The following is a 20,004-nucleotide window of genomic DNA, read 5'->3' on the forward strand; positions in this document are numbered from 1 at the left end:
TAGCCGTTTACACTAATTGTAATTTTACTAAGCGCTCTGCAATTTGAACAGAATTCCATGCAGCGCCTTTTAATAAGTTATCAGATACGACCCAAAGATGGAATCCTTTATCGTTATTTAAATCTTTACGGATTCTTCCAACGAATACTTCGTTTTTACCTACTGCAGTAGCTGGCATTGGGTATAACTGCTCTTCTGGGTTATCTTGCAGAACGATACCTTCCGCATTTGCAAGTAAGCTCTTGAATTCTTCTACTGTTACGCCTTCTTTTTCTACTTCAATGTAAACAGACTCAGAGTGACCTGATACAACTGGTAAACGTACACATGTTGCCGCTACTTCTAATTCAGGCATATGCATAATTTTTTTCGTTTCATTAATCATTTTCATTTCTTCAAACGTAAATCCATTATCTTGGAATTTATCAATCTGTGGAATCGCGTTGAAAGCAATTTGGAAATGTTTCTTATCACCTGATACAGGTAAAACATTTGCCTTCACTTCTTCACCATTTAAGATTGCTTGTGATTGTTCATGAAGTTCTTCAATCGCTGCCGCACCAGCACCTGATACAGCTTGATATGTGGAAACGATTACTCGTTTTAAACCATATTGCTGACGAACTGGCTCAAGAGCTACTACCATTTGAATTGTAGAACAGTTTGGATTTGCAATAATACCATTATGTTCTTTTAAGTCGTTTTCATTTACTTCAGGTACAACAAGTGGCACGTTTTCTGTCATACGGAATGCACTTGTATTATCAACAACAATCGCACCGCGCTTTGCTGCTTCTGGCGCTAATTGTTTTGATACAGATCCACCAGCACTAAATAATGCGATATCTACTCCTTCAAAACTTTCAGGAGTTGCCTCTTGAACTGTAAATTCTTCGCCTTTAAATACAAGTTTCTTACCTGCAGATCGTTTAGATGAAAGTAACGTTAACTTCCCAATTGGAAATTCTCGTTTCTCTAAAGTATTTAACATTTGTTCACCAACTGCGCCGGTTGCTCCAACTACAGCGACATGAAAAGTTTTTTGCTTTTCCATCACTATGCCCCTTTCTAGATACCAATCCTTCTATAACTTAGAATCAGAAGGAGTATACAATACCCCTTCTAATCTTAATAACGTTAATTTTATCATATTCTACAGTAAGAATGATGGTTTCATCAAAAATTGTCCGTTTTTTTTCGTTTTTTAATTCATATATCTGAATTTTTCTACGACAACCGGTTGCAATTGCTTCCCTTGCAGCGCTTCTAATACTGTATCTTCCAATAGCTCCATACGAGCTACCATTGAGTTCGGTTTTTTCTCTGGTGCATCTTGACCGAATGGAACGAAGTAGATGTTTTTTGTTGCCATTAGGCGCATGAGATTTACCCCATTAAGCCCTAAAGCATCATTCGTCGAAACAGCCAATACGACAGGCTTGCCATTTCTTAATGTCGCTTTCGCTGCCATTAGTACAGGAGAGTCTGTCATTGCATTTGCAAATTTACTCATAGAATTTCCTGTTAGTGGTGCAATTACCATGCAATCTAGTGGAATTTTAGGTCCTAGTGGTTCTGCGCCAACGATTGAATTAATTGCTTTAAAGCCTGTTACTTCTTCAATCTTTTTAATCCACTCTGCTCCTTCTCCAAATCTCGTATTTGTTGATTGAACAGTGTAAGAAACAACGGGACGTACTTCTGCTCCCTCAGCAATTAACTTTTCTAAATGAGGCATTACTTCCTCGTACGTACAATGTGAACCAGTAAAACCAAACCCTATTCTTTTCCCTTTTAAATTCATTCCCCATTCTCCTTTCTTGCTATTACGTCTTCTGCTAGTAGCTGAGAAAGAACGTTCGCTAAAATTTGTCCTGCTGTTTTTGGAGCAACAATACCTGGTAACCCAGGTGCTAACAATGCTTTTACTCCTCTTTTCTCCGCGTATCTAAAGTCGGTACCGCCTGGTTTAGAAGCTAAATCAATTACTAACGTATGAGCTGGCATTTTTGAAATGACATTCGCTGTCACGACGAGATGCGGGATTGTATTAATGACAATATCGATATTTCCTACTTCTTTCTCAATGTTTTGCATATGAAAAGGAGAAAACATCATCTCTGTAATACGTGCAATATGTTCCGATCGTCTTGCTCCAACTTTGACATGGGCTCCTAATGATTGAAATGCTCTGGCAACACTCATCCCTGTTCTACCAAATCCTAAAACCATTACATTAGAACCATGAATCGTATAGTCGGTATGTTGAATTACCATCATTAATGTACCTTCTACAGTTGGAATAGAATTGTAGATTGCCACATCATCACGATCAAATAATTTAATGAGTTTGCGGTTTGTAGTAGATACGAGATTTTCCAAGTAAGGCGTACCAATACCTGAATATATAGTAAAATGTTCTGGTGTCTTTTCAATTTGTTCTTTCGTTATAGAAACTTTTTCGTTTGAAAAAATAGTATCTACTTCTCCCTTGGCATTTGTACCTGCAACTGGCAAAATAATTGCATCTACAGAAGTGAAATCTAAATTTTGTATACTTTCTTTTGCTGCCCCTGTGAAGCCATGATCTAACTGATCAAACCCTATCAATGAAAGTTTCGCATCCAATTCAACTAGCTTGCGAATTACTTCTAGCTGTCTTGCATCTCCTCCTATGACAGCAATATGCATCTCAGTCAACATTCCCTAATTCACCTTCTTTTTCTGTCATTTATAAGAAAAGTGCCTACTTTTTCTTTTTCCTCCACATCATATGTAATGTACGAGTTTTAGGTGATTGAAAAACAAAAAGCACGTATGATTTATCCAGCTCTTTGTATGCAAAAGACCCCCGGCTCAAAATCTCAATTAATATAAACTAATACTCAGAATGGAATGAACAAAAAAAGATGACCAAAATGGCCATCTTTCACTTCGAATTTGAACGATCCGTAATATCACAAAGGATCATATCATGCCCTACTTTTTTAATTTGGCTCCACCCTACTCTTATTTCTTGTGGTTCCTTTTTAAAACCTACCCATTTCCCAGCAGGTATGATAAGAGCCTGTATTTGGCCATCCTTCTCATCAATCTCTAAATCCACATATCCTAAAACTCCCATTTTTTCGGCTCTTTCTAAATTTACAATCTCTTTACCGCTTAATTCACTTAATCGCATACGCTTTCCCCCTTACAAATTATCCATTTAAGTTATCCATAATTAGTACCTATTCTGTACATCAAAAAAAAATAACCGTATCTCATTTAAAAGAGATACGGTTATTTTTACATACTTCATATAAAGCAATTATAGTTTTATTCCTTTTGGAAGTTTTCCATCTGGACTAATTAATGCTGCAGAGAATTCATCTGTAAACATGTTACGAATTAACCCATCTACATTTTCTTTTGTTACAGTATTTACACTTTCAATAATTTCATCAAGTGAACGGTGCTTACGAAGAAGCAATTCATTTTTACCATTACGGCTCATACGACTATTCGTACTTTCTAAACTTAACATTAAGTTTCCTTTTAATTGCTCTTTGCTATTAATAAGTTCTTTTTCTGTAATACCTGTATTTTTCAATGTTTCTAATGTTTCTTGCATTGTTTCATACAGTGTATCTAATTGTTGGCTACCTGTTCCACCATACAGTGTTAACATACCTGTATCTTCATAAGAAGAATGGTAAGAAAATACTGAGTAGGCTAACCCGCGTTGCTCACGTACTTCTTGGAATAAACGGCTACTCATACTACCGCCTAAAACGTTATTTAATACAATTAAGTTATAAATATCTTCGTGTCCCATTTGTAAGCCTTTATATCCTAAACATAAATGAGCTTGTTCTGTTTCCTTTTTACGTGCTACCTTATTAAAATGGAAAATTGGACTATGTACTTGTTCACGGTTTGTTGTTCCTTCATAACTACCGAAATATTGCTCTACCGTTTGTAAGAAGGCTTCATCAATATTTCCTGCAACTGAAACAACTACATTTTCAGGTGTGTAATGATCTTTTATATATTGGCGTAGTGTATCACCTGTAAACGTATCAAGTGTTTCTTCTGTTCCTAAAATAGGATACCCAAGCGGATGTGTTTCATATGTTGCTTTCGTTAACATATCATGTACAATATCATCTGGAGCATCTTCGTACATTTTAATTTCTTCACATACGACATTCTTCTCTTTTTTCAGTTCTTCTTCATCAAATGTTGAATTAAAGAACATGTCTGCTAATACATCTAAAGCATATTTAGCATGCTCATCTAGCACTTTTGCATAGTAACAAGTGTATTCTTTTGAAGTAAAGGCATTCACTTGCCCACCAATGCTATCAAATGATTCTGCAATTTCGCGTGCACTACGTGTTTCCGTCCCTTTAAAGAACATATGCTCTAAAAAGTGAGAAATCCCGTTATTTTTTTCATTTTCATTTCTTGATCCCGCATGGATCCAAATACCAATCGCAACCGATCTTACGGTTGGTATATTCTCCATAACTATTCTTACACCATTTTTACAAGTATATTTTTTAATCAAAAACTTTCCTCCTACTGCCAGTTTCTCTAAATAAGTGCTATTATTTAATGATAACAAGTTTAAGGATGAATGTCATGCAAATGTATTTAATCCACACGTTTTTCATCCAGTAATTCTGTTATATTCCCTACTTTATATCCTTGTTCCTTCAATTTTGTTATCATTGTATCTAATGCTTCTGCTGTAGATGAAGTTGGATGCATTAATACGATAGCACCTGGATGTATTTTTCTCATTACTCTCTGCAATAGTACATCTGGATCCGGTCGCTTCCAATCGATTGTATCGACAGTCCACATAATCGTTCCCATTTGGAAATCATCTGCAATTTTCACGACTTCATCCCGAAAACTTCCACTCGGCGGAGCAAACCATCTCACCTTTTGATTCGTAGCTGCTTCGATAATTTGATTTGTTTTTTGTAACTGATCTCGTATTTCATCAGAAGATAACGTTTTCATATTAGGGTGTGTGTAAGAATGATTTCCGACTTCTTGATTTGCATCGACAATCATTTTTGCAAATCGTAAATTTTCTTTCACCCAACGTCCTTCTAAAAAGAAAGTCGCCTTCACATCATGTTTTTTCAATATTTCTAATATACGTGGCAAATACTCGTTTCCCCACGCCACATTTATTGTTAAGCCCACCATCTTTTTATTTGGGTGTCCCCTATAAATTGGGGCTGGTGATAAATCTTCTAGGTGGACACTCGGTGATACTTCCTTGAATTCAAGATGTTTTTGATCAAATTTCTTTAGTTTCTTCATACTATTATAAGATGATTCGATATCAACTTGTCTTCCATTATATCCGGGTGTTGATTTCCATATCTTATCAATCATCGCATTTTGAGGTGCAATCTCATATTGTTTTGCATGTTTTTGAATTTCTTCATACAAGTTATCCTGTGCAAAAACGGAATAAGAGCCTACACTGACATATAACAAGAATATACATATGTATGCCAATATACGAGCTTTCATATAAACCCTCCCATTAACTATATAAAAACCATTTTTCTTCTTATCTTTGTTAATTTGAGCGTTATAATGAAAACTATACCTATACTGACATAAAAATATATGTAAATCATATTTTTTACATAACAAAAAAAGCCAGTTTAACTGGCTTTTACTTATTGCTGCTCTTGTTTGTTTTCTTCTTTAGCAGCTTCTTTTTCTTGCTCTTCTTTTAGCAATACTTTTCTAGATAGATTCACACGACCTTGTTTGTCAATCTCGATAACTTTAACTGTAATTACATCACCGATTTTCACAACGTCTTCTACTTTACCTACACGCTCAAGTGCAAGCTCTGAAATGTGAACTAATCCATCTTTACCGCTGAATAATTCAACGAAAGCACCGAATTTCTCAACACGTTTCACTTTTCCTTCGTAGATTTCACCTACTTGTACTTCGCGAACGATATCTTCGATAATTTTCTTAGCTTTATCATTCATTTCTTGATTTATTGAAGAAATGAATACTGTACCATCTTGCTCGATGTCAATTTTAACGCCAGTTTCTTCAATAATTTTATTGATTTGTTTACCGCTCGGTCCGATAACGTCACGGATTTTATCTGGGTTAATAGTCATTGTAATAATTTTTGGAGCGTAAGCTGATAATTCAGTACGTGGCTCTGCAATAACAGATAACATATGATTTAGAATGTGCACACGACCAACTTTCGCTTGTTGTAATGCCTCTTCTAAAATTTCACGAGATAGACCATCGATTTTAATGTCCATTTGCAGTGCAGTTACACCTTGTGCTGTACCTGCTACTTTAAAGTCCATATCACCTAAATGATCTTCCATACCTTGAATATCAGATAAAATTGTGTAATGCTCACCAGTTTTAACTAGACCCATTGCAATACCTGCAACTGGAGCTTTAAGTGGAACACCAGCATCCATCATTGCTAAAGTACTACCACAAATACTTGCTTGTGAAGTAGAACCATTTGATTCTAAAACTTCAGATACAAGACGTACTGTGTATGGGAAATCTTTTTCAGATGGAATTACAGGCTCAAGAGCACGTTCTCCTAGTGCACCGTGACCAATTTCACGACGACCTGGTCCACGCATCGGTCTTGTTTCACCAACACTAAATGATGGGAAATTGTAATGGTGCATAAAGCGTTTTGATTCTTCTACACCAAGACCATCTAAAATTTGCACATCGCCTAATGCACCTAATGTACAAATACTTAATGCTTGTGTTTGTCCACGTGTGAACAAACCAGAACCGTGTGTACGAGATAATATGCCAACCTCTGATGCTAATGGACGGATTTCGTCACCTTTACGACCATCTGGGCGGATTTTTTCAACTGTAATAAGACGACGTACTTCTTCTTTTACAATTTTATATAAAATCTCATTTACTTGTCCTAATGTATCAGCGTCAGCTTCCTGCGCTTCGTAATGCTCAATTACACGCTTTTTCACTTCGTTAATTGCATCTTCACGTGCATGTTTCTCATGTACTTGAATTGCAGAATGCATATCCTTCTCAGACATTTCACGTACAGCTTGATTAAGATCAGCGTCAACTTCATAAAGTTTCACTTCTGACTTCTCTTTACCTACAGCTTGTACAATCTCTTCTTGGAATGCAATTAGACGTTTAATTTCATCATGTCCAAACATAATCGCTTCTAACATTGTTTCTTCAGGCACTTGATCTGCTCCTGCTTCAACCATGTTAATTGCATCTTTCGTACCAGCTACAACAAGGTGAATATCACTTTGTTCTTGCTGTTCTACTGTTGGATTAATAACGAATTCGCCGTTAATACGACCAACTGTTGCACCCGCGATTGGGCCTTCAAATGGAATATCTGAAATCGATAACGCTAATGAAGAACCAAGCATAGCTGCCATTTCAGAAGAACAATCTTGATCAACACTCATTACAATGCTGACAACTTGTACTTCGTTACGGAAACCATCTGCGAAAAGTGGACGAATTGGACGGTCGATTAAACGACTTGCCAAAATTGCTTTTTCACTCGGACGACCTTCACGTTTAATGAAACCGCCAGGAATTTTTCCGACTGCATATAAACGCTCTTCATAGTTTACTGTAAGTGGGAAGAAATCTACATTTTTTGCTTCTTTTGATGCAGTTGCTGTAGATAGAACCGCTGTATCGCCATATCTTACTAATACTGCTCCGTTCGCTTGCTTTGCAAGCTGACCTGTTTCAACTGTTAGCTGGCGACCAGCTAAATCTATCGAGAAGACTTGCTTTTCTTGACTCATTTAAGTACCCCTCTCAATTTAAGTATTCAATTCTTCTATGTAAATGGATAGTATATCACAATATTCTACCTCTAGTATTACCGAAAATGAGGTAAGCTATAAAGAGTAGAAGATATATTTTTACCTAACAAAAAAGCGGGAATATTCCCGCTTCTTTGACTATCGACGTAAGCCAAGCTTTGTGATTAATTCACGGTAACGTGTGATATCGCTATTACGAAGGTAAGTTAGTAAGTTACGACGTTTACCAACCATCTTTAATAGACCACGACGTGAATGATGATCTTTCTTGTGAGTACGTAAGTGCTCGTTTAGAGTGTTAATTTGCTCCGTTAGGACAGCAATTTGAACCTCTGGAGAACCAGTATCAGTCTCATGAGTTCTAAATTGTGCAATGATTTCATTTTTACGCTCTTGTGTTAAAGCCATCCTATTTCACCTCCTATTAATTAAACCCCCAATTACCTAGCAAGCGTCGGTGAGTCGCAATGCCAAGCAATGGTTGTCATAAAGTACATAACATAGAATACTACTTTTCATTTGAAAAAGCAAGTATATTCTTTTCGTTCGCAAAATATTCTTGTGCTGTTTTCTTATCTTTTGCGATTTGTTCAACCAACTCATCGATGCCATTGAATTTCTTTTCTTCTCTTATACGCATATGCCATTCTACTGTAACATTTTGATCGTATATGTCTTTGTTAAATTCAAATAAATGCACTTCAATAGATAATTGACGCTCATCTTCTTTAAAAGTTGGTTTATAGCCAATATTACATACACCATCGTACCATTCATCGTGAACTTTTAATCTCACTGCATAAACCCCTACAGGTGGTAATAGATACTCATCACTTAAACCTACATTAGCTGTAGGAAAACCAATTTGACGTCCACGCTTATCACCGTGTACAACCGTTCCCCCTACTGTATATGCTCTACCTAAAATAGATGGAATTTGTTCCATTTCGCCATTTCGAATTAACTTTCGTAATGCTGTAGAACTTACTTTCTCTTCTTGAAATTCAACTTTTTCAATCACAGTCTGTGTAAACTCCCCTCTTGCATGAAATGGTAAAGTCTCCATCTTTCCTTTTCCTAAACGTCCATATGAATAATCAAACCCTGCTACTACATGCTTTACATTTAAACCAATAATATAATCATCTACAAATTGTTGTGGCAATAAGCCTGCAAACGATTCATCAAATTTAATAACATATAATATATCGATTCCTAAGTTTTCGACTATTTTTTCTTTATCACACATTGGTGTAATATACTCCGCATGCGCTTCCTTTTTTCCTAAAACAACAGATGGATGCGGATAAAATGTCATCACTGCACTTTTATATCCCCGTTCATCCGCTATTTGTTTCGCAGTTCGAATCACACATTGATGTCCTAAATGAATGCCATCAAAAAATCCTAATGCCATTACAGTAGGTGGTAATTCTAATTTATTTTGTTCATGTGGATGAGTTAAATGAATAAGTTTCACGCTTGAATTCACCTTTTTCTGTAATAATCCTTCCAATAATTCATTATAGCTTTAGTTCTTGATTATTCACAAGTACTTTCATCGGCTTTAGCATACCAGGGTGTTTTGGATGGTGCTCATAAATTGCAAGGCAGCGATCATTTTTATCAAACACTGTTATAAATGGCGCCGTTATTTGCAATTCATTTTTTAAGAACATACCATTCTTTATTTTCTCTGCTTGCTTTTCATCTACAACCATTTTCGGGAACTTACTTAACGCTTCATCAATTGAAATGAAGATAGACTCTACTGTTTCATTTTGCACGTTTTCTTCAATTTCTTCAAATGATATGCAATCTTCTAATAAAAATTCTCCAGAAGCTGTTCTTACAAGGTGAGACATATGTGATGGAAAGCCAAGTTTTTCACCAATCATTACTGCTAACGTCCTTACATATGTTCCTTTACTGCACGTTACACGGAAACGGAATGAAATATTTTCCCCCTCAAACACTTCACGGTCATCTAGTAATACAAATTCATGAATTGTAATTGTACGAACTGGACGTTCAACTTCTTGTCCTGCTCTTGCATATTCATATAATTTTTTTCCGTTAACTTTTACAGCTGAAAACATCGGAGGCATTTGTTCAATCGTACCTGTTAATGCAGCAAGAGCCCCTTCTACTTCCTTACGAGTAATAACACGATCTACATTTTTCGTTTCAACAACTTCACCCGAAGCATCTTCAGTTGTTGTTGAAAATCCAAGTGTTACTTCACCTTCATATGTTTTCGTCTCACTTGTTAAAAATTGTGCAATCTTCGTTGCTCGTCCCACACAAATAGGTAATACTCCTGTTACATCTGGATCTAATGTTCCTGTATGACCAATTCGTTTCTCACGCAATATCTTTCTTAATTTAAATACACAATCATGTGATGTCATGCCTTTTGGCTTATGTAATAATACTACACCTTCCATATATGTTCACCTCATCATAATTCTTTCATAGTAATTATCCAAAATTTATTTTGCATTGAAAAAATGGATAGACAAATGTCTATCCATTATTCTTCACGTTTACCGTCTTTATTAATTTGATGTAAAAGTGTATCAATTCGATGACCATATCCGATAGACTCATCAAATTCAAAGGAAATTTCTGGTGTTTTACGAAGACGAATACGTTGGCCAATTTCTGAACGAATGAAGCCTTTTGCCTTCGCTAAACCTTTTAACGTACTTTCTTTCTGTTCTTCATCACCTAAAACAGAAATATATACTGTAGCAATTTGTAAATCCCCACTCACTTGTACATCTGTTACTGTAACAAATCCGACACGTGGATCTTTAATTTTACGACTGATGATGTCGCCTAATTCTTTTTTCATTTGCTCGCCTACACGGTTTGCACGTAATTTCATAACTCTTCACCTCATTCAATACCATTCCAATTGTGTTATTGTACGTTCAATTTCAGGAAATGAATCGATGTACTCAAGTACACGATTCATTTCTTTTTCACAAATAACACGATTAGAGGATACAGAAACAATTGCAATTTCTGTACGTTGCCATACATCTTGATGCCCCACTTCTGAAACAGCTACGTTATAACGCTGCTTCACACGAGTTAGCACCCGTTGCAAAATTGCTCGTTTCTCTTTTAAAGAATGCACATCGTAAATCATACACTCGAATGAGAGTGAAGCGATGATCATCGCTTCACTTCTTCCATAATGTACGCTTCAATGATGTCCCCTTCTTTAAGATCATTATATCTCTCAATTGTAATACCACACTCATAGTTTTGTGCAACTTCTTTTACGTCGTCTTTGAAACGTTTTAACGTATCAAGTTGTCCTTCGAAAATTACTACGCCATCACGGATAATACGCACGCCACTATCACGTGTAATTTTACCGTCAATTACGTAACAACCTGCGATTGTTCCAACTTTTGTTACTTTGAATGTTTGACGTACTTCTGCTTGACCGATTACTTTTTCTTCGAATTCTGGATCCAGCATACCTTGCATTGCTGATTCAATTTCTTCGATTACTTTATAGATAATACGGTGTAAACGAACATCAACATTTTCTAATTCAGCTGTACGCTTCGCATTCACATCAGGGCGTACGTTAAATCCAATTACAATTGCATTAGATGCAGAAGCTAAAATGATATCAGATTCTGTAATCGCACCTACACCTGTATGGATAATTTTAACTTTAACACCTTCAACATCAATTTTACGAAGTGACGCTGCCATTGCTTCTACAGAACCTTGTACGTCTGCTTTCACAATTAAGTTAATTTCTTTTACATCGCCCTCTTGGATTTGTTGGAATAAATCTTCAAGGCTTAATTTAGATTTCTCACCACGTTGAGCAAGTAACGCTTCTTGTGCACGTGATTCACCGATTTGACGAGCTTTCTTCTCATCAGCGAATGCCATGAAACGATCTCCCGCTTGTGGCACTTCGTTTAAACCTGTAATTTCAACAGGAGTTGATGGACCAGCAACTTTTACACGACGACCAATATCACTTACCATTGCACGAACACGTCCGAATGAAGTACCAACAACGATTGGATCTCCAACTCGAAGTGTACCGTTTTGAACAAGTAATGTCGCGATAGTTCCTTTACCTTTATCAAGCTGTGCTTCAATTACAGTACCAGTTGCATAGCGGTTTGGATTTGCTTTATATTCTTCTACTTCACTTACAAGAAGAATCATTTCTAGTAAGTTGTCAATTCCTTCACCTTGAATTGCAGAAATTGGTACGAAAATTGTATCTCCGCCCCAAGCTTCTGGAACTAATTCATATTCTGTTAATTCTTGCATTACACGATCAGGATTTGCCGCTGGTTTATCCATTTTATTCACAGCTACAATAATTGGTACTCCAGCTGCTTTCGCATGGCTAATTGCTTCAACTGTTTGTGGCATAACACCGTCATCAGCTGCAACAACAAGGATTGTAATATCTGTTACTTGCGCACCACGAGCACGCATCGTTGTAAATGCCGCGTGACCAGGTGTATCTAAGAATGTAATCTTCTTGTCATTTACTTCAACTTGGTATGCACCAATATGCTGAGTAATTCCACCTGCTTCGCCTGCAGTTACTTTTGAATTACGGATAGAGTCAAGTAAAGTTGTTTTACCATGGTCAACGTGCCCCATAATTGTAACTACAGCTGGACGCTCTTTTAAGTTCTCTTCATCATCTTGCTCATCGATGAATGTTTCAAATTCAGTCTCGCTTACAACTACTTCTTCTTCTACTTCAATACCATAATCAGTAGCAATTAATTCAATTGTATCTTTATCTAAGTCTTGGTTAATTGTTGCCATAATTCCAAGCATAAAGAGCTTCTTAATAATTTCAGACGGCTCTTTGCTTAATTTTTTAGCAAGCTCACCTACTGTAAGACTTCCAGAGAAAGTAATTTTATCTGGTGTTTCTACAGTTTGTGTTTGTTGTCTTCCAGCAAAGTTATCTTGACGTTTGTCTTCATTTCCTTTGCCTTTTTTCTTTTTCTTATTGCTGTTCTTTTTACTACGAACAACTTTTTCTTCTACTTCAAACTCATCTGCAACAGAAGGTTTTTCAGTTTGATACGCATTATCTAATTTGTTTACTACTTCATCGTCTAACATTGTCATATGATTCGAAACCTCGATATTCATTTCTTTTAGTTTTGTCATAAGATCTTTACTTGAGATATTATGTTGTTTTGCATATTCATGCACTCGAATTTTACTCATACCTTCACCCCCGGTAATTTGTATCGAGCATGCTACGCAGCTTTTTCGCAAAGCCTTCATCTAACACAGCTACAACGACTCGCTCATCTCTCCCAATCGCATGCCCTAATTGTTGTCGATTTTCGACCTTTCTCATTGGTACGTTGTAATACGTCGTTTTATCCATGATGCGTTTTGTAGTATTTGCTGACGCATCGTCAGATAGCAATACAAGCTTTGCTTTGCCACTTCGTACTTCTTTTAAAACAAGTTCTTCACCCGAAATAATTTTCCGAGCCCGGTTTGCTAGTCCTAAAAACGATTTCCAATCGGACACTTATTTCGACTCCTTCTCAACAAGCTCAAGAAGCTCTTCGTATAGGGAACCGTCGATTTTCGCTTTTAGATGATGTTCCAAAACATTTTTCTTTTGGGCTTGAAGAATACTTTCTTTATCTTTTGATAAATAAGCACCTCGTCCTGATTTCTTTCCAGTTAAATCAATGGACACTTCTCCCTCTTTGGAACGAACAATGCGAACGAGCTCTCGTTTTGATTTCATTTCTTGCGTTGCAACACATTTTCGTAACGGAACTTTTCGATTGCTCATACTCATCACCTCTATTCGATTTCGTCTTCAACTGAATCGAATCCGAATGCGATTACGCTATCTTCTTCTGTTACAATACCAAGTTGTTTCGCATCAGACTCACTCTTAATATCAATTTTCCAACCTGTTAGTTTAGCTGCAAGACGTGCATTTTGTCCACGCTTACCAATAGCTAATGACAGTTGGTGGTCTGGAACAACAACAGTTGTTGCTTTTTCTTCTTCATCTACAAGCACTTTAACAACTTGTGATGGGCTTAAAGCATTTGCAACATATTCTACTGGATCATTTGACCAGCGAACGATGTCAATTTTTTCACCTTTTAGTTCGTCTACAATGCGTTGTACACGTTGTCCTTTTGGTCCTACACAAGAACCTACTGGATCAACATCAATGTTCTCTGCATGTACAGAAATTTTAGAACGATCTCCTGCTTCACGTGCTACAGAACGAATTTCAACAGTTCCATCATAAATTTCAGGAACTTCCATTTCGAATAAACGTTTTAAAAGACCAGGATGTGTACGTGATACGTAAATTTGTGGTCCTTTTGTTGTTTTTTCTACTTTCGTAATGAAGACGCGAATACGATCATGTGGTTTGTACTGTTCGTTTGGCATTTGCTCACTTACAGGTAATAAAGCTTCTACTTTCCCTAAGCTTACATAGATGAAACGAGCATCTTGACGTTGTACGATACCCACCATAATATCTTCTTCACGGTCACTAAACTCAGAGTAAATAACGCCACGCTCTGCTTCACGCACTCGTTGTGTTACAACCTGTTTTGCAGTTTGTGCTGCAATACGACCGAAATCTTTTGGTGTTACTTCAATCTCTAGTACGTCACCATCTTGATAGTTTGGATTAATTTGTCTTGCTTCTTCAACAGAAATTTCAAGACGTGGATCAAACACGTTATCAACAACGTCTTTACGTGCTAAAACTTGGATTGTTCCCACTTCTGGGTTAAAGCTCACACGAACGTTTTGTGCTTGGTTAAAATTGCGTTTATAAGCAGAGATTAACGCTGCTTCAATCGCATCAATAATAATATCTTTGCTAATTCCTTTTTCTGACTCTAATACGAGCAAGGCATCTAACAACTCAGTGCTCATGAAGATCCCCCTTCTAACTAAAACGTAACAGCAAGTCGCGCATTTGCAACTTTGTCCATTGGAATTTGGATTTCTTTTTTACGTGTTTTAATTGTTAATAATAGTGTAATTGTAGTACCATCGTAGGAAAGTAGCTTTCCTTCAAACATTTTTTCACCATCAATCGGCTCATATGTTTTAATTGCCACTTGTTTTCCTACCGCTTGCTGGAAGTCTTTCTCTTTCTTTAATGGGCGTTCCGCTCCAGGAGATGATACATCCAAAAAGTAAAGATGAGGAATTGGATCCTCTTTATCTAAAGCTTCGCTTAAACGTTCACTTACCGCACCGCATTCTTCAATGTCGACTCCCTTTTCAGAATCGATGAATACGCGTAAGAACCAGTCTTGTCCTTCTTTCACATACTCTACATCTACAAGTTCAAGATTTAACTCTTCAACGATTGGCTGCGCAAATGCTTCTACAACTTCTGTGACTTTCTTATCCATAAACAGCCTCCTTCCTGCCGCCATGTACCATTTACAAGAAAAGACCCCGTCCATAAAACGGTCTATCTTATTCTTTCTCGTTAGCTAACAAAAGCCCCTGCCGTTAAGCAGGGAATATCTGTCTTAGTATTACCAAATTTAAGTAGTAAAACTTGTAACAAAATATGTATATACGACAGAAATTTCTTACCTCTCCACATCAATAAAACGTAGATAGTAACACGAAAGAGTGGGTTTCCCCACTCTTTTTTTTACACAATATACATGACATGGTTATCTCGGTTAATAGTATACCATAGCAAATGTTGATTTGCAAAGACTTTTCCTACCTATTAGAACAGTGATAACTGGTTTTGATCAGGTAAATCGCCTAAGCAACCTTGACTATCTAAATACTCAATAATTGTTTTCGAAACCTTACTACGCTGCTGCAGGTCTTCTTTTGATAAGAAATCACCATTTTTACGTGCTTCTACAATACTTAAAGCTGCGTTTGTACCAAGTCCAGGCACTGCATTAAATGGAGGAATTAAAGTATCCCCATCAATAATAAATTCTGTTGCATGCGAACGGTATAAATCAACCTTTTGGAATGAGTATCCACGCTCACACATTTCAAGTGTCATTTCTAGTACTGTTAATAAACTTTTCTCTTTCGGCGCTGCATCCAAACCTTTTTGCGCAATTTCATCAATTCTTGCGCGTATAGATGCTGAACCTTTCGCCATCGCTTCTACGTCAAAGTCATCTGCACGAACTGTAAAGTATGCGGCATAGAATAGAAGCGCGAAATGTACTTTAAAGTATGCGATACGCACAGCCATAAGTACGTACGCAGCCGCATGGGCTTTAGGGAACATGTACTTGATTTTCTTACATGAATCAATATACCAACCTGGTACATTATTACTTTTCATGTCCTCTTCCCATTCTTCTGGTACACCTTTACCTTTACGAACCGACTCCATGATTTTGAAGGCTAATGATGGGTCTAAACCTTGATAGATTAAATATACCATGATGTCATCACGACAACCGATAACTTCACTCAGCGTACATGTACCGTTATAAATTAACTCGTTTGCATTACCAAGCCATACGTCCGTACCATGCGATAGTCCTGAAATTTGGACTAACTCTGAGAATGTCGTCGGTTTCGTTTCTTCTAACATCTGCCTTACGAATTTCGTACCAAACTCTGGTATACCAAGTGTACCTGTTTTACAGTTAATTTGTTCTTCCGTTACACCTAACGATTCTGGACCTGAGAAAATTTTCATTACTTCCGGATCGTCTGTTGGAATTGTTTTCGGATCAATACCACTTAAATCTTGTAACATACGAATAACAGTCGGATCATCGTGTCCTAGTATATCAAGTTTTAATAAATTATCATGAATCGAGTGGAAATCAAAGTGTGTCGTTCTCCACTCAGCACCTATTGAATCTGCTGGGAACTGAATTGGTGAGAAATCAAAGATGTCCATATAATCTGGCACAACGATAATACCACCTGGATGCTGTCCCGTTGTACGTTTTACACCAGTACATCCTGCTACTAAGCGGTCAATCTCTGCATTTCGAATCGTTAAGTTATGATCATTTGCATACCCTTTTACATATCCATAAGCAGTTTTTTCCGCAACTGTACCAATCGTTCCTGCACGATATACATAATCTTCACCGAACAGTACTTTCGTATAGTTATGGGCACGTGGTTGGTATTCCCCCGAGAAGTTCAAATCGATATCGGGTACCTTATCTCCTTTAAATCCAAGGAACGTTTCGAACGGAATATCATGTCCATCTTTCACGTACGGAACATTACATGCAGGACATTCTTTATCCGGTAAGTCAAAACCAGAACCTACAGAACCATCATTAAAAAATTCTGATTGCTTACACTTCGGACATACATAGTGTGGTGGTAATGGATTTACTTCTGTAATTTCCATCATCGTTGCAACGAATGATGAACCTACAGATCCACGCGAACCTACTAGATATCCGTCTACTAACGATTTTTTCACAAGCTTATGTGAAATTAAATAAATTACGGCGAATCCATGCCCAATAATACTTTTTAATTCTTTTTCTAAACGTGCTTCTACAATTTCAGGTAACTCTTCACCATAAATGCTACGCGCCATTTTATAACTCATATCACGTGTTTCATCATCTGCACCCTCAATTTTCGGTGTATATAAGTCATCTTTTACTGGATGAACATCACCAATTAATGATGCAACCTTTTGTGTATTCGTTACGACAATTTCTTTCGCTACGTCTTCACCTAAGAATGAAAAACACTCTAACATTTCATCCGTTGTACGGAAATGAACAGGCGGTAATGAATGTCGGTTCAACGGATTAGCTCCACCCTGCGAACTCACTAAAATTTTGCGATACATTGCATCTTCTGGATCTAAGTAATGCACGTTTCCGGTAGCAACAACTGGTTTATCTAACGTCTCACCTAGTTTTACTAAGTTAGAAATAATTGTTTTTAATTGCCCCTCATCTCGAACGAGTTCACGCTCTACTAAATGACGTAACACCTCTGGCGGCATTACTTCAATGTAATCATAGAACTGTGCAATTTCTTCTACTTCTTCAGGAGCTTTTTGCATCATTGCCTCAAACACTTCACCTTTATCACAAGCCGTTCCTACTAAAATTCCTTCACGATATTTTTTTAATAGTGACCTTGGTACACGTGGTACACGGTAAAAGTAATTTAGGTGAGAATAGGAAACAAGTTTATATAAATTTTTCAATCCTACATCTGATGTGGCAAGTAACGTCATATGACTTGGACGTCCACGCTTATACGCATCCCCTTGCCCCATGCTATCATTTAGTTGATCGTGATATTCAAATCCCTTTTCAATTACATCTTTTAACATTTTCACAAGTAAGTATCCCGTTGCTTCTGTATCATAAATCGCACGGTGATGTTGCGTTAATTCAATATCAAGCTTTTTACACATCGTATTTAATCGATGGTTTTTCATTTCCGGGAATAAGAATCTTGCAAGTTCTAACGTATCAATAACTGGGTTATTCGTTTTTTCTAGTCCAGCCTTTTTAAAACCTACGTTAATAAAGCCCATATCAAAGCTTGCGTTGTGAGCAACAAGTGTATGGTCGCCCATCCATTCCTCAAACTTTTTAAACACCTCGTCCACTTCTGGTGCATCGGTTAACATATCATCTGTAATACCTGTTAATTCAATAATCGTCGCCGATAATGGTTGATGCGGATTTGCGAACGATTCAAAACGATCAATAATTTCGCCACCTTTTACTTTTACGGCAGCTAACTCAATGACAGTGTCATACACAGCAGATAACCCTGTCGTCTCAACGTCGAAAACAACATATGTTTCATCTGCAAGTACACGATGCGCTTCGTTATATGCAATCGGTACACCATCATTAACTAAATTCGCCTCTACACCATATATAACTTTAACCCCAGCTTTTTTACCGGCAGAATACGCCTCTGGGAAAGACTGCGCAACAGCATGGTCTGTAACCGCAATTGCCTCATGCCCCCATTTACCCGCTTGAGCAACAAGTCTAGAAACAGGAGTAACAGCATCCATTTGGCTCATCGGTGTGTGAAGATGCAGCTCTACACGTTTTTCACCTTCTGGCGCTTTATCTTTACGAGACGGTCCTGTTATTTCATTAATATCATTTGCAATCATTACTAAATCTCGAACAAACGTATCATTTTGAACAGAACCACGCGCTTTCACCCACATTCCTTTTTTCAAGGACTGCAGCATAGGAATATCTTCTTTGTCACGTGAGAACATTTTTATCATAATAGAATCCGTATAATCTGTTATTTTTAAAGTTAATAACGTACGGCCACTACGAAGCTCTTTCGTTTCTACGTGGAAGACATACCCTTGAACTGTCTTTCTTCTTTCTTCATCTTGAATTTCTCGCATCGGTGTAATCTCTTCGTCTGGCTTAATAAGATATCCGAGTACAACCGGTCCTTCATGCACAACGCTACTTTCTTCAGCTTGCTTCTTCGCCATCTCTTCCATAGCTTGTATAACACGTTCACGGTCTTCTTGCTGCGTTTGCTCACGAAACTTTTGCATTTCTTCTTTATTTTGCTGTATATGTGTGTCTAACTGGAAACGTGGGAATCCAAAAGCTTCATATTGATCACCTACTGGTTTCGCAACATTTTTCTTTAAAGCAGTAGATTCCAGCTCATTATTCACATTTATTAGCAACTTCACTCCATTCACCTGTGGAAGCTGCTTCTTTAAGTAAGCAAACATAGGTGAAAATGTAATTCGTTCCGTACAAAGCGGCCAATACGCCCTCACTTCTTCTTCTGTAAATTGTTTATTCTCTGTTTCTAATGCAAATGTTGTTCTTGCAATATGAGAAAATGATTGCTTAAGCTTTGTTTCTAGCAATTCATATAATTCTGTAGGCAAAATACGTGGCACTTGTAAATCAAAATGCCAACTTTTATTTGCTTTATCAATAACGAGCCTTTCAATACCACCGCCTTGTAAGTATTGATTCATAAGGTCATCTGGTATTTGCAACTGCTGGAGCAAAATTTGAAATCGCTCTTGTTGTTCATTTGTTAAAGACATAAGCACTCTCCTTCCATTTGCTATTATAAATTGAAACGTACTACAAAGAAAGATTTCTCCCTTCTTCTTTTACAAAATACG

At 37.1% G+C, this 20,004-nt stretch carries 18 protein-coding genes; all 18 read right to left on the minus strand.

Features of this window, described 5'->3' with window-relative positions; genetic code table 11:
* Positions 1-7: 7 nt before the first annotated feature.
* Positions 8-1,054, minus strand: a complete 1,047-nt coding sequence (gene asd, locus FS742_RS19380) for an aspartate-semialdehyde dehydrogenase (RefSeq protein WP_000414854.1) — start codon at positions 1,052-1,054, stop codon at positions 8-10.
* Positions 1,055-1,204: 150 nt separating this feature from the next.
* Entirely contained in the window at positions 1,205-1,804 is a 600-nt protein-coding gene (dpaB, locus tag FS742_RS19385) for a dipicolinate synthase subunit B (protein ID WP_001049480.1), read from the minus strand.
* The gene (dpaA, locus tag FS742_RS19390) at positions 1,801-2,703 is read right to left on the minus strand and encodes a dipicolinic acid synthetase subunit A (RefSeq protein WP_144614499.1); all 903 of its coding nucleotides are present in this window, start codon (positions 2,701-2,703) and stop codon (positions 1,801-1,803) included. Before dpaA ends, dpaB begins: the two co-directional genes overlap by 4 nt.
* Before the next feature lie 226 nt (positions 2,704-2,929).
* A complete protein-coding gene (locus tag FS742_RS19395) occupies positions 2,930-3,181 on the minus strand; it encodes a YlmC/YmxH family sporulation protein (protein ID WP_144614501.1) in 252 nt (83 codons plus the stop codon).
* A gap of 129 nt (positions 3,182-3,310) precedes the next feature.
* Positions 3,311-4,552 carry a M16 family metallopeptidase gene (locus FS742_RS19400; protein WP_000592989.1) on the minus strand — a complete coding sequence of 414 codons (1,242 nt, stop codon included), beginning with the start codon at positions 4,550-4,552 and terminating at the stop codon, positions 3,311-3,313.
* A gap of 86 nt (positions 4,553-4,638) precedes the next feature.
* Entirely contained in the window at positions 4,639-5,538 is a 900-nt protein-coding gene (locus FS742_RS19405; protein WP_144614503.1) for a polysaccharide deacetylase family protein, read from the minus strand.
* 152 nt (positions 5,539-5,690) lie between these two features.
* Positions 5,691-7,829: a polyribonucleotide nucleotidyltransferase gene (pnp, locus tag FS742_RS19410; RefSeq protein WP_144614505.1), complete on the minus strand. Its 2,139-nt coding sequence runs from the start codon at positions 7,827-7,829 to the stop codon at positions 5,691-5,693.
* Positions 7,830-7,988: 159 nt separating this feature from the next.
* Complete coding sequence (rpsO, locus tag FS742_RS19415; protein ID WP_001229392.1) at positions 7,989-8,258, minus strand: 30S ribosomal protein S15; 270 nt, start codon at positions 8,256-8,258, stop codon at positions 7,989-7,991.
* Between the two features lie 100 nt (positions 8,259-8,358).
* The gene (ribF, locus tag FS742_RS19420) at positions 8,359-9,330 is read right to left on the minus strand and encodes a bifunctional riboflavin kinase/FAD synthetase (protein WP_000766716.1); all 972 of its coding nucleotides are present in this window, start codon (positions 9,328-9,330) and stop codon (positions 8,359-8,361) included.
* A gap of 43 nt (positions 9,331-9,373) precedes the next feature.
* A complete protein-coding gene (gene truB / locus FS742_RS19425) occupies positions 9,374-10,297 on the minus strand; it encodes a tRNA pseudouridine(55) synthase TruB (protein WP_144614507.1) in 924 nt (307 codons plus the stop codon).
* Positions 10,298-10,383: 86 nt separating this feature from the next.
* Positions 10,384-10,740, minus strand: coding sequence for a 30S ribosome-binding factor RbfA (gene rbfA, locus FS742_RS19430; protein ID WP_000776445.1), 357 nt, complete (start codon positions 10,738-10,740; stop codon positions 10,384-10,386).
* Positions 10,741-10,755: 15 nt separating this feature from the next.
* Entirely contained in the window at positions 10,756-11,037 is a 282-nt protein-coding gene (locus FS742_RS19435; RefSeq protein ID WP_000582364.1) for a DUF503 domain-containing protein, read from the minus strand.
* Positions 11,034-13,094, minus strand: coding sequence for a translation initiation factor IF-2 (gene infB, locus FS742_RS19440; RefSeq protein WP_144614509.1), 2,061 nt, complete (start codon positions 13,092-13,094; stop codon positions 11,034-11,036). Before infB ends, FS742_RS19435 begins: the two co-directional genes overlap by 4 nt.
* A gap of 4 nt (positions 13,095-13,098) precedes the next feature.
* Positions 13,099-13,410 carry a YlxQ family RNA-binding protein gene (locus tag FS742_RS19445; protein ID WP_144614511.1) on the minus strand — a complete coding sequence of 104 codons (312 nt, stop codon included), beginning with the start codon at positions 13,408-13,410 and terminating at the stop codon, positions 13,099-13,101.
* The gene (gene rnpM, locus FS742_RS19450; protein ID WP_000071127.1) at positions 13,411-13,683 is read right to left on the minus strand and encodes an RNase P modulator RnpM; all 273 of its coding nucleotides are present in this window, start codon (positions 13,681-13,683) and stop codon (positions 13,411-13,413) included.
* 11 nt (positions 13,684-13,694) lie between these two features.
* Positions 13,695-14,801, minus strand: a complete 1,107-nt coding sequence (gene nusA / locus FS742_RS19455) for a transcription termination factor NusA (protein WP_000102596.1) — start codon at positions 14,799-14,801, stop codon at positions 13,695-13,697.
* A 17-nt stretch (positions 14,802-14,818) separates the two neighbouring features.
* Entirely contained in the window at positions 14,819-15,289 is a 471-nt protein-coding gene (gene rimP / locus FS742_RS19460; protein WP_000359095.1) for a ribosome maturation factor RimP, read from the minus strand.
* Positions 15,290-15,621: 332 nt separating this feature from the next.
* The gene (locus FS742_RS19465) at positions 15,622-19,923 is read right to left on the minus strand and encodes a PolC-type DNA polymerase III (protein WP_144614513.1); all 4,302 of its coding nucleotides are present in this window, start codon (positions 19,921-19,923) and stop codon (positions 15,622-15,624) included.
* Positions 19,924-20,004 lie beyond the last annotated feature (81 nt).

The organism is Bacillus cereus (genome assembly GCF_007678085.1).
GTDB lineage: Bacteria > Bacillota > Bacilli > Bacillales > Bacillaceae_G > Bacillus_A > Bacillus_A cereus_BE.

What these genes read in the sequence shown, in the direction of transcription:
- asd (WP_000414854.1), bottom strand. Translation starts at nt 1,054, where the DNA reads ATGGAAAAGCAAAAAACTTTTCATGTCGCTGTAGTTGGAGCAACCGGC.
- dpaB (WP_001049480.1), bottom strand. Translation starts at nt 1,804, where the DNA reads ATGAATTTAAAAGGGAAAAGAATAGGGTTTGGTTTTACTGGTTCACAT.
- dpaA (WP_144614499.1), bottom strand. Translation starts at nt 2,703, where the DNA reads ATGTTGACTGAGATGCATATTGCTGTCATAGGAGGAGATGCAAGACAG.
- FS742_RS19395 (WP_144614501.1), bottom strand. Translation starts at nt 3,181, where the DNA reads ATGCGATTAAGTGAATTAAGCGGTAAAGAGATTGTAAATTTAGAAAGA.
- FS742_RS19405 (WP_144614503.1), bottom strand. Translation starts at nt 5,538, where the DNA reads ATGAAAGCTCGTATATTGGCATACATATGTATATTCTTGTTATATGTC.
- pnp (WP_144614505.1), bottom strand. Translation starts at nt 7,829, where the DNA reads ATGAGTCAAGAAAAGCAAGTCTTCTCGATAGATTTAGCTGGTCGCCAG.
- rpsO (WP_001229392.1), bottom strand. Translation starts at nt 8,258, where the DNA reads ATGGCTTTAACACAAGAGCGTAAAAATGAAATCATTGCACAATTTAGA.
- truB (WP_144614507.1), bottom strand. Translation starts at nt 10,297, where the DNA reads ATGGAAGGTGTAGTATTATTACATAAGCCAAAAGGCATGACATCACAT.
- rbfA (WP_000776445.1), bottom strand. Translation starts at nt 10,740, where the DNA reads ATGAAATTACGTGCAAACCGTGTAGGCGAGCAAATGAAAAAAGAATTA.
- FS742_RS19435 (WP_000582364.1), bottom strand. Translation starts at nt 11,037, where the DNA reads ATGATCATCGCTTCACTCTCATTCGAGTGTATGATTTACGATGTGCAT.
- infB (WP_144614509.1), bottom strand. Translation starts at nt 13,094, where the DNA reads ATGAGTAAAATTCGAGTGCATGAATATGCAAAACAACATAATATCTCA.
- rnpM (WP_000071127.1), bottom strand. Translation starts at nt 13,683, where the DNA reads ATGAGCAATCGAAAAGTTCCGTTACGAAAATGTGTTGCAACGCAAGAA.
- nusA (WP_000102596.1), bottom strand. Translation starts at nt 14,801, where the DNA reads ATGAGCACTGAGTTGTTAGATGCCTTGCTCGTATTAGAGTCAGAAAAA.
- rimP (WP_000359095.1), bottom strand. Translation starts at nt 15,289, where the DNA reads ATGGATAAGAAAGTCACAGAAGTTGTAGAAGCATTTGCGCAGCCAATC.
- FS742_RS19465 (WP_144614513.1), bottom strand. Translation starts at nt 19,923, where the DNA reads ATGTCTTTAACAAATGAACAACAAGAGCGATTTCAAATTTTGCTCCAG.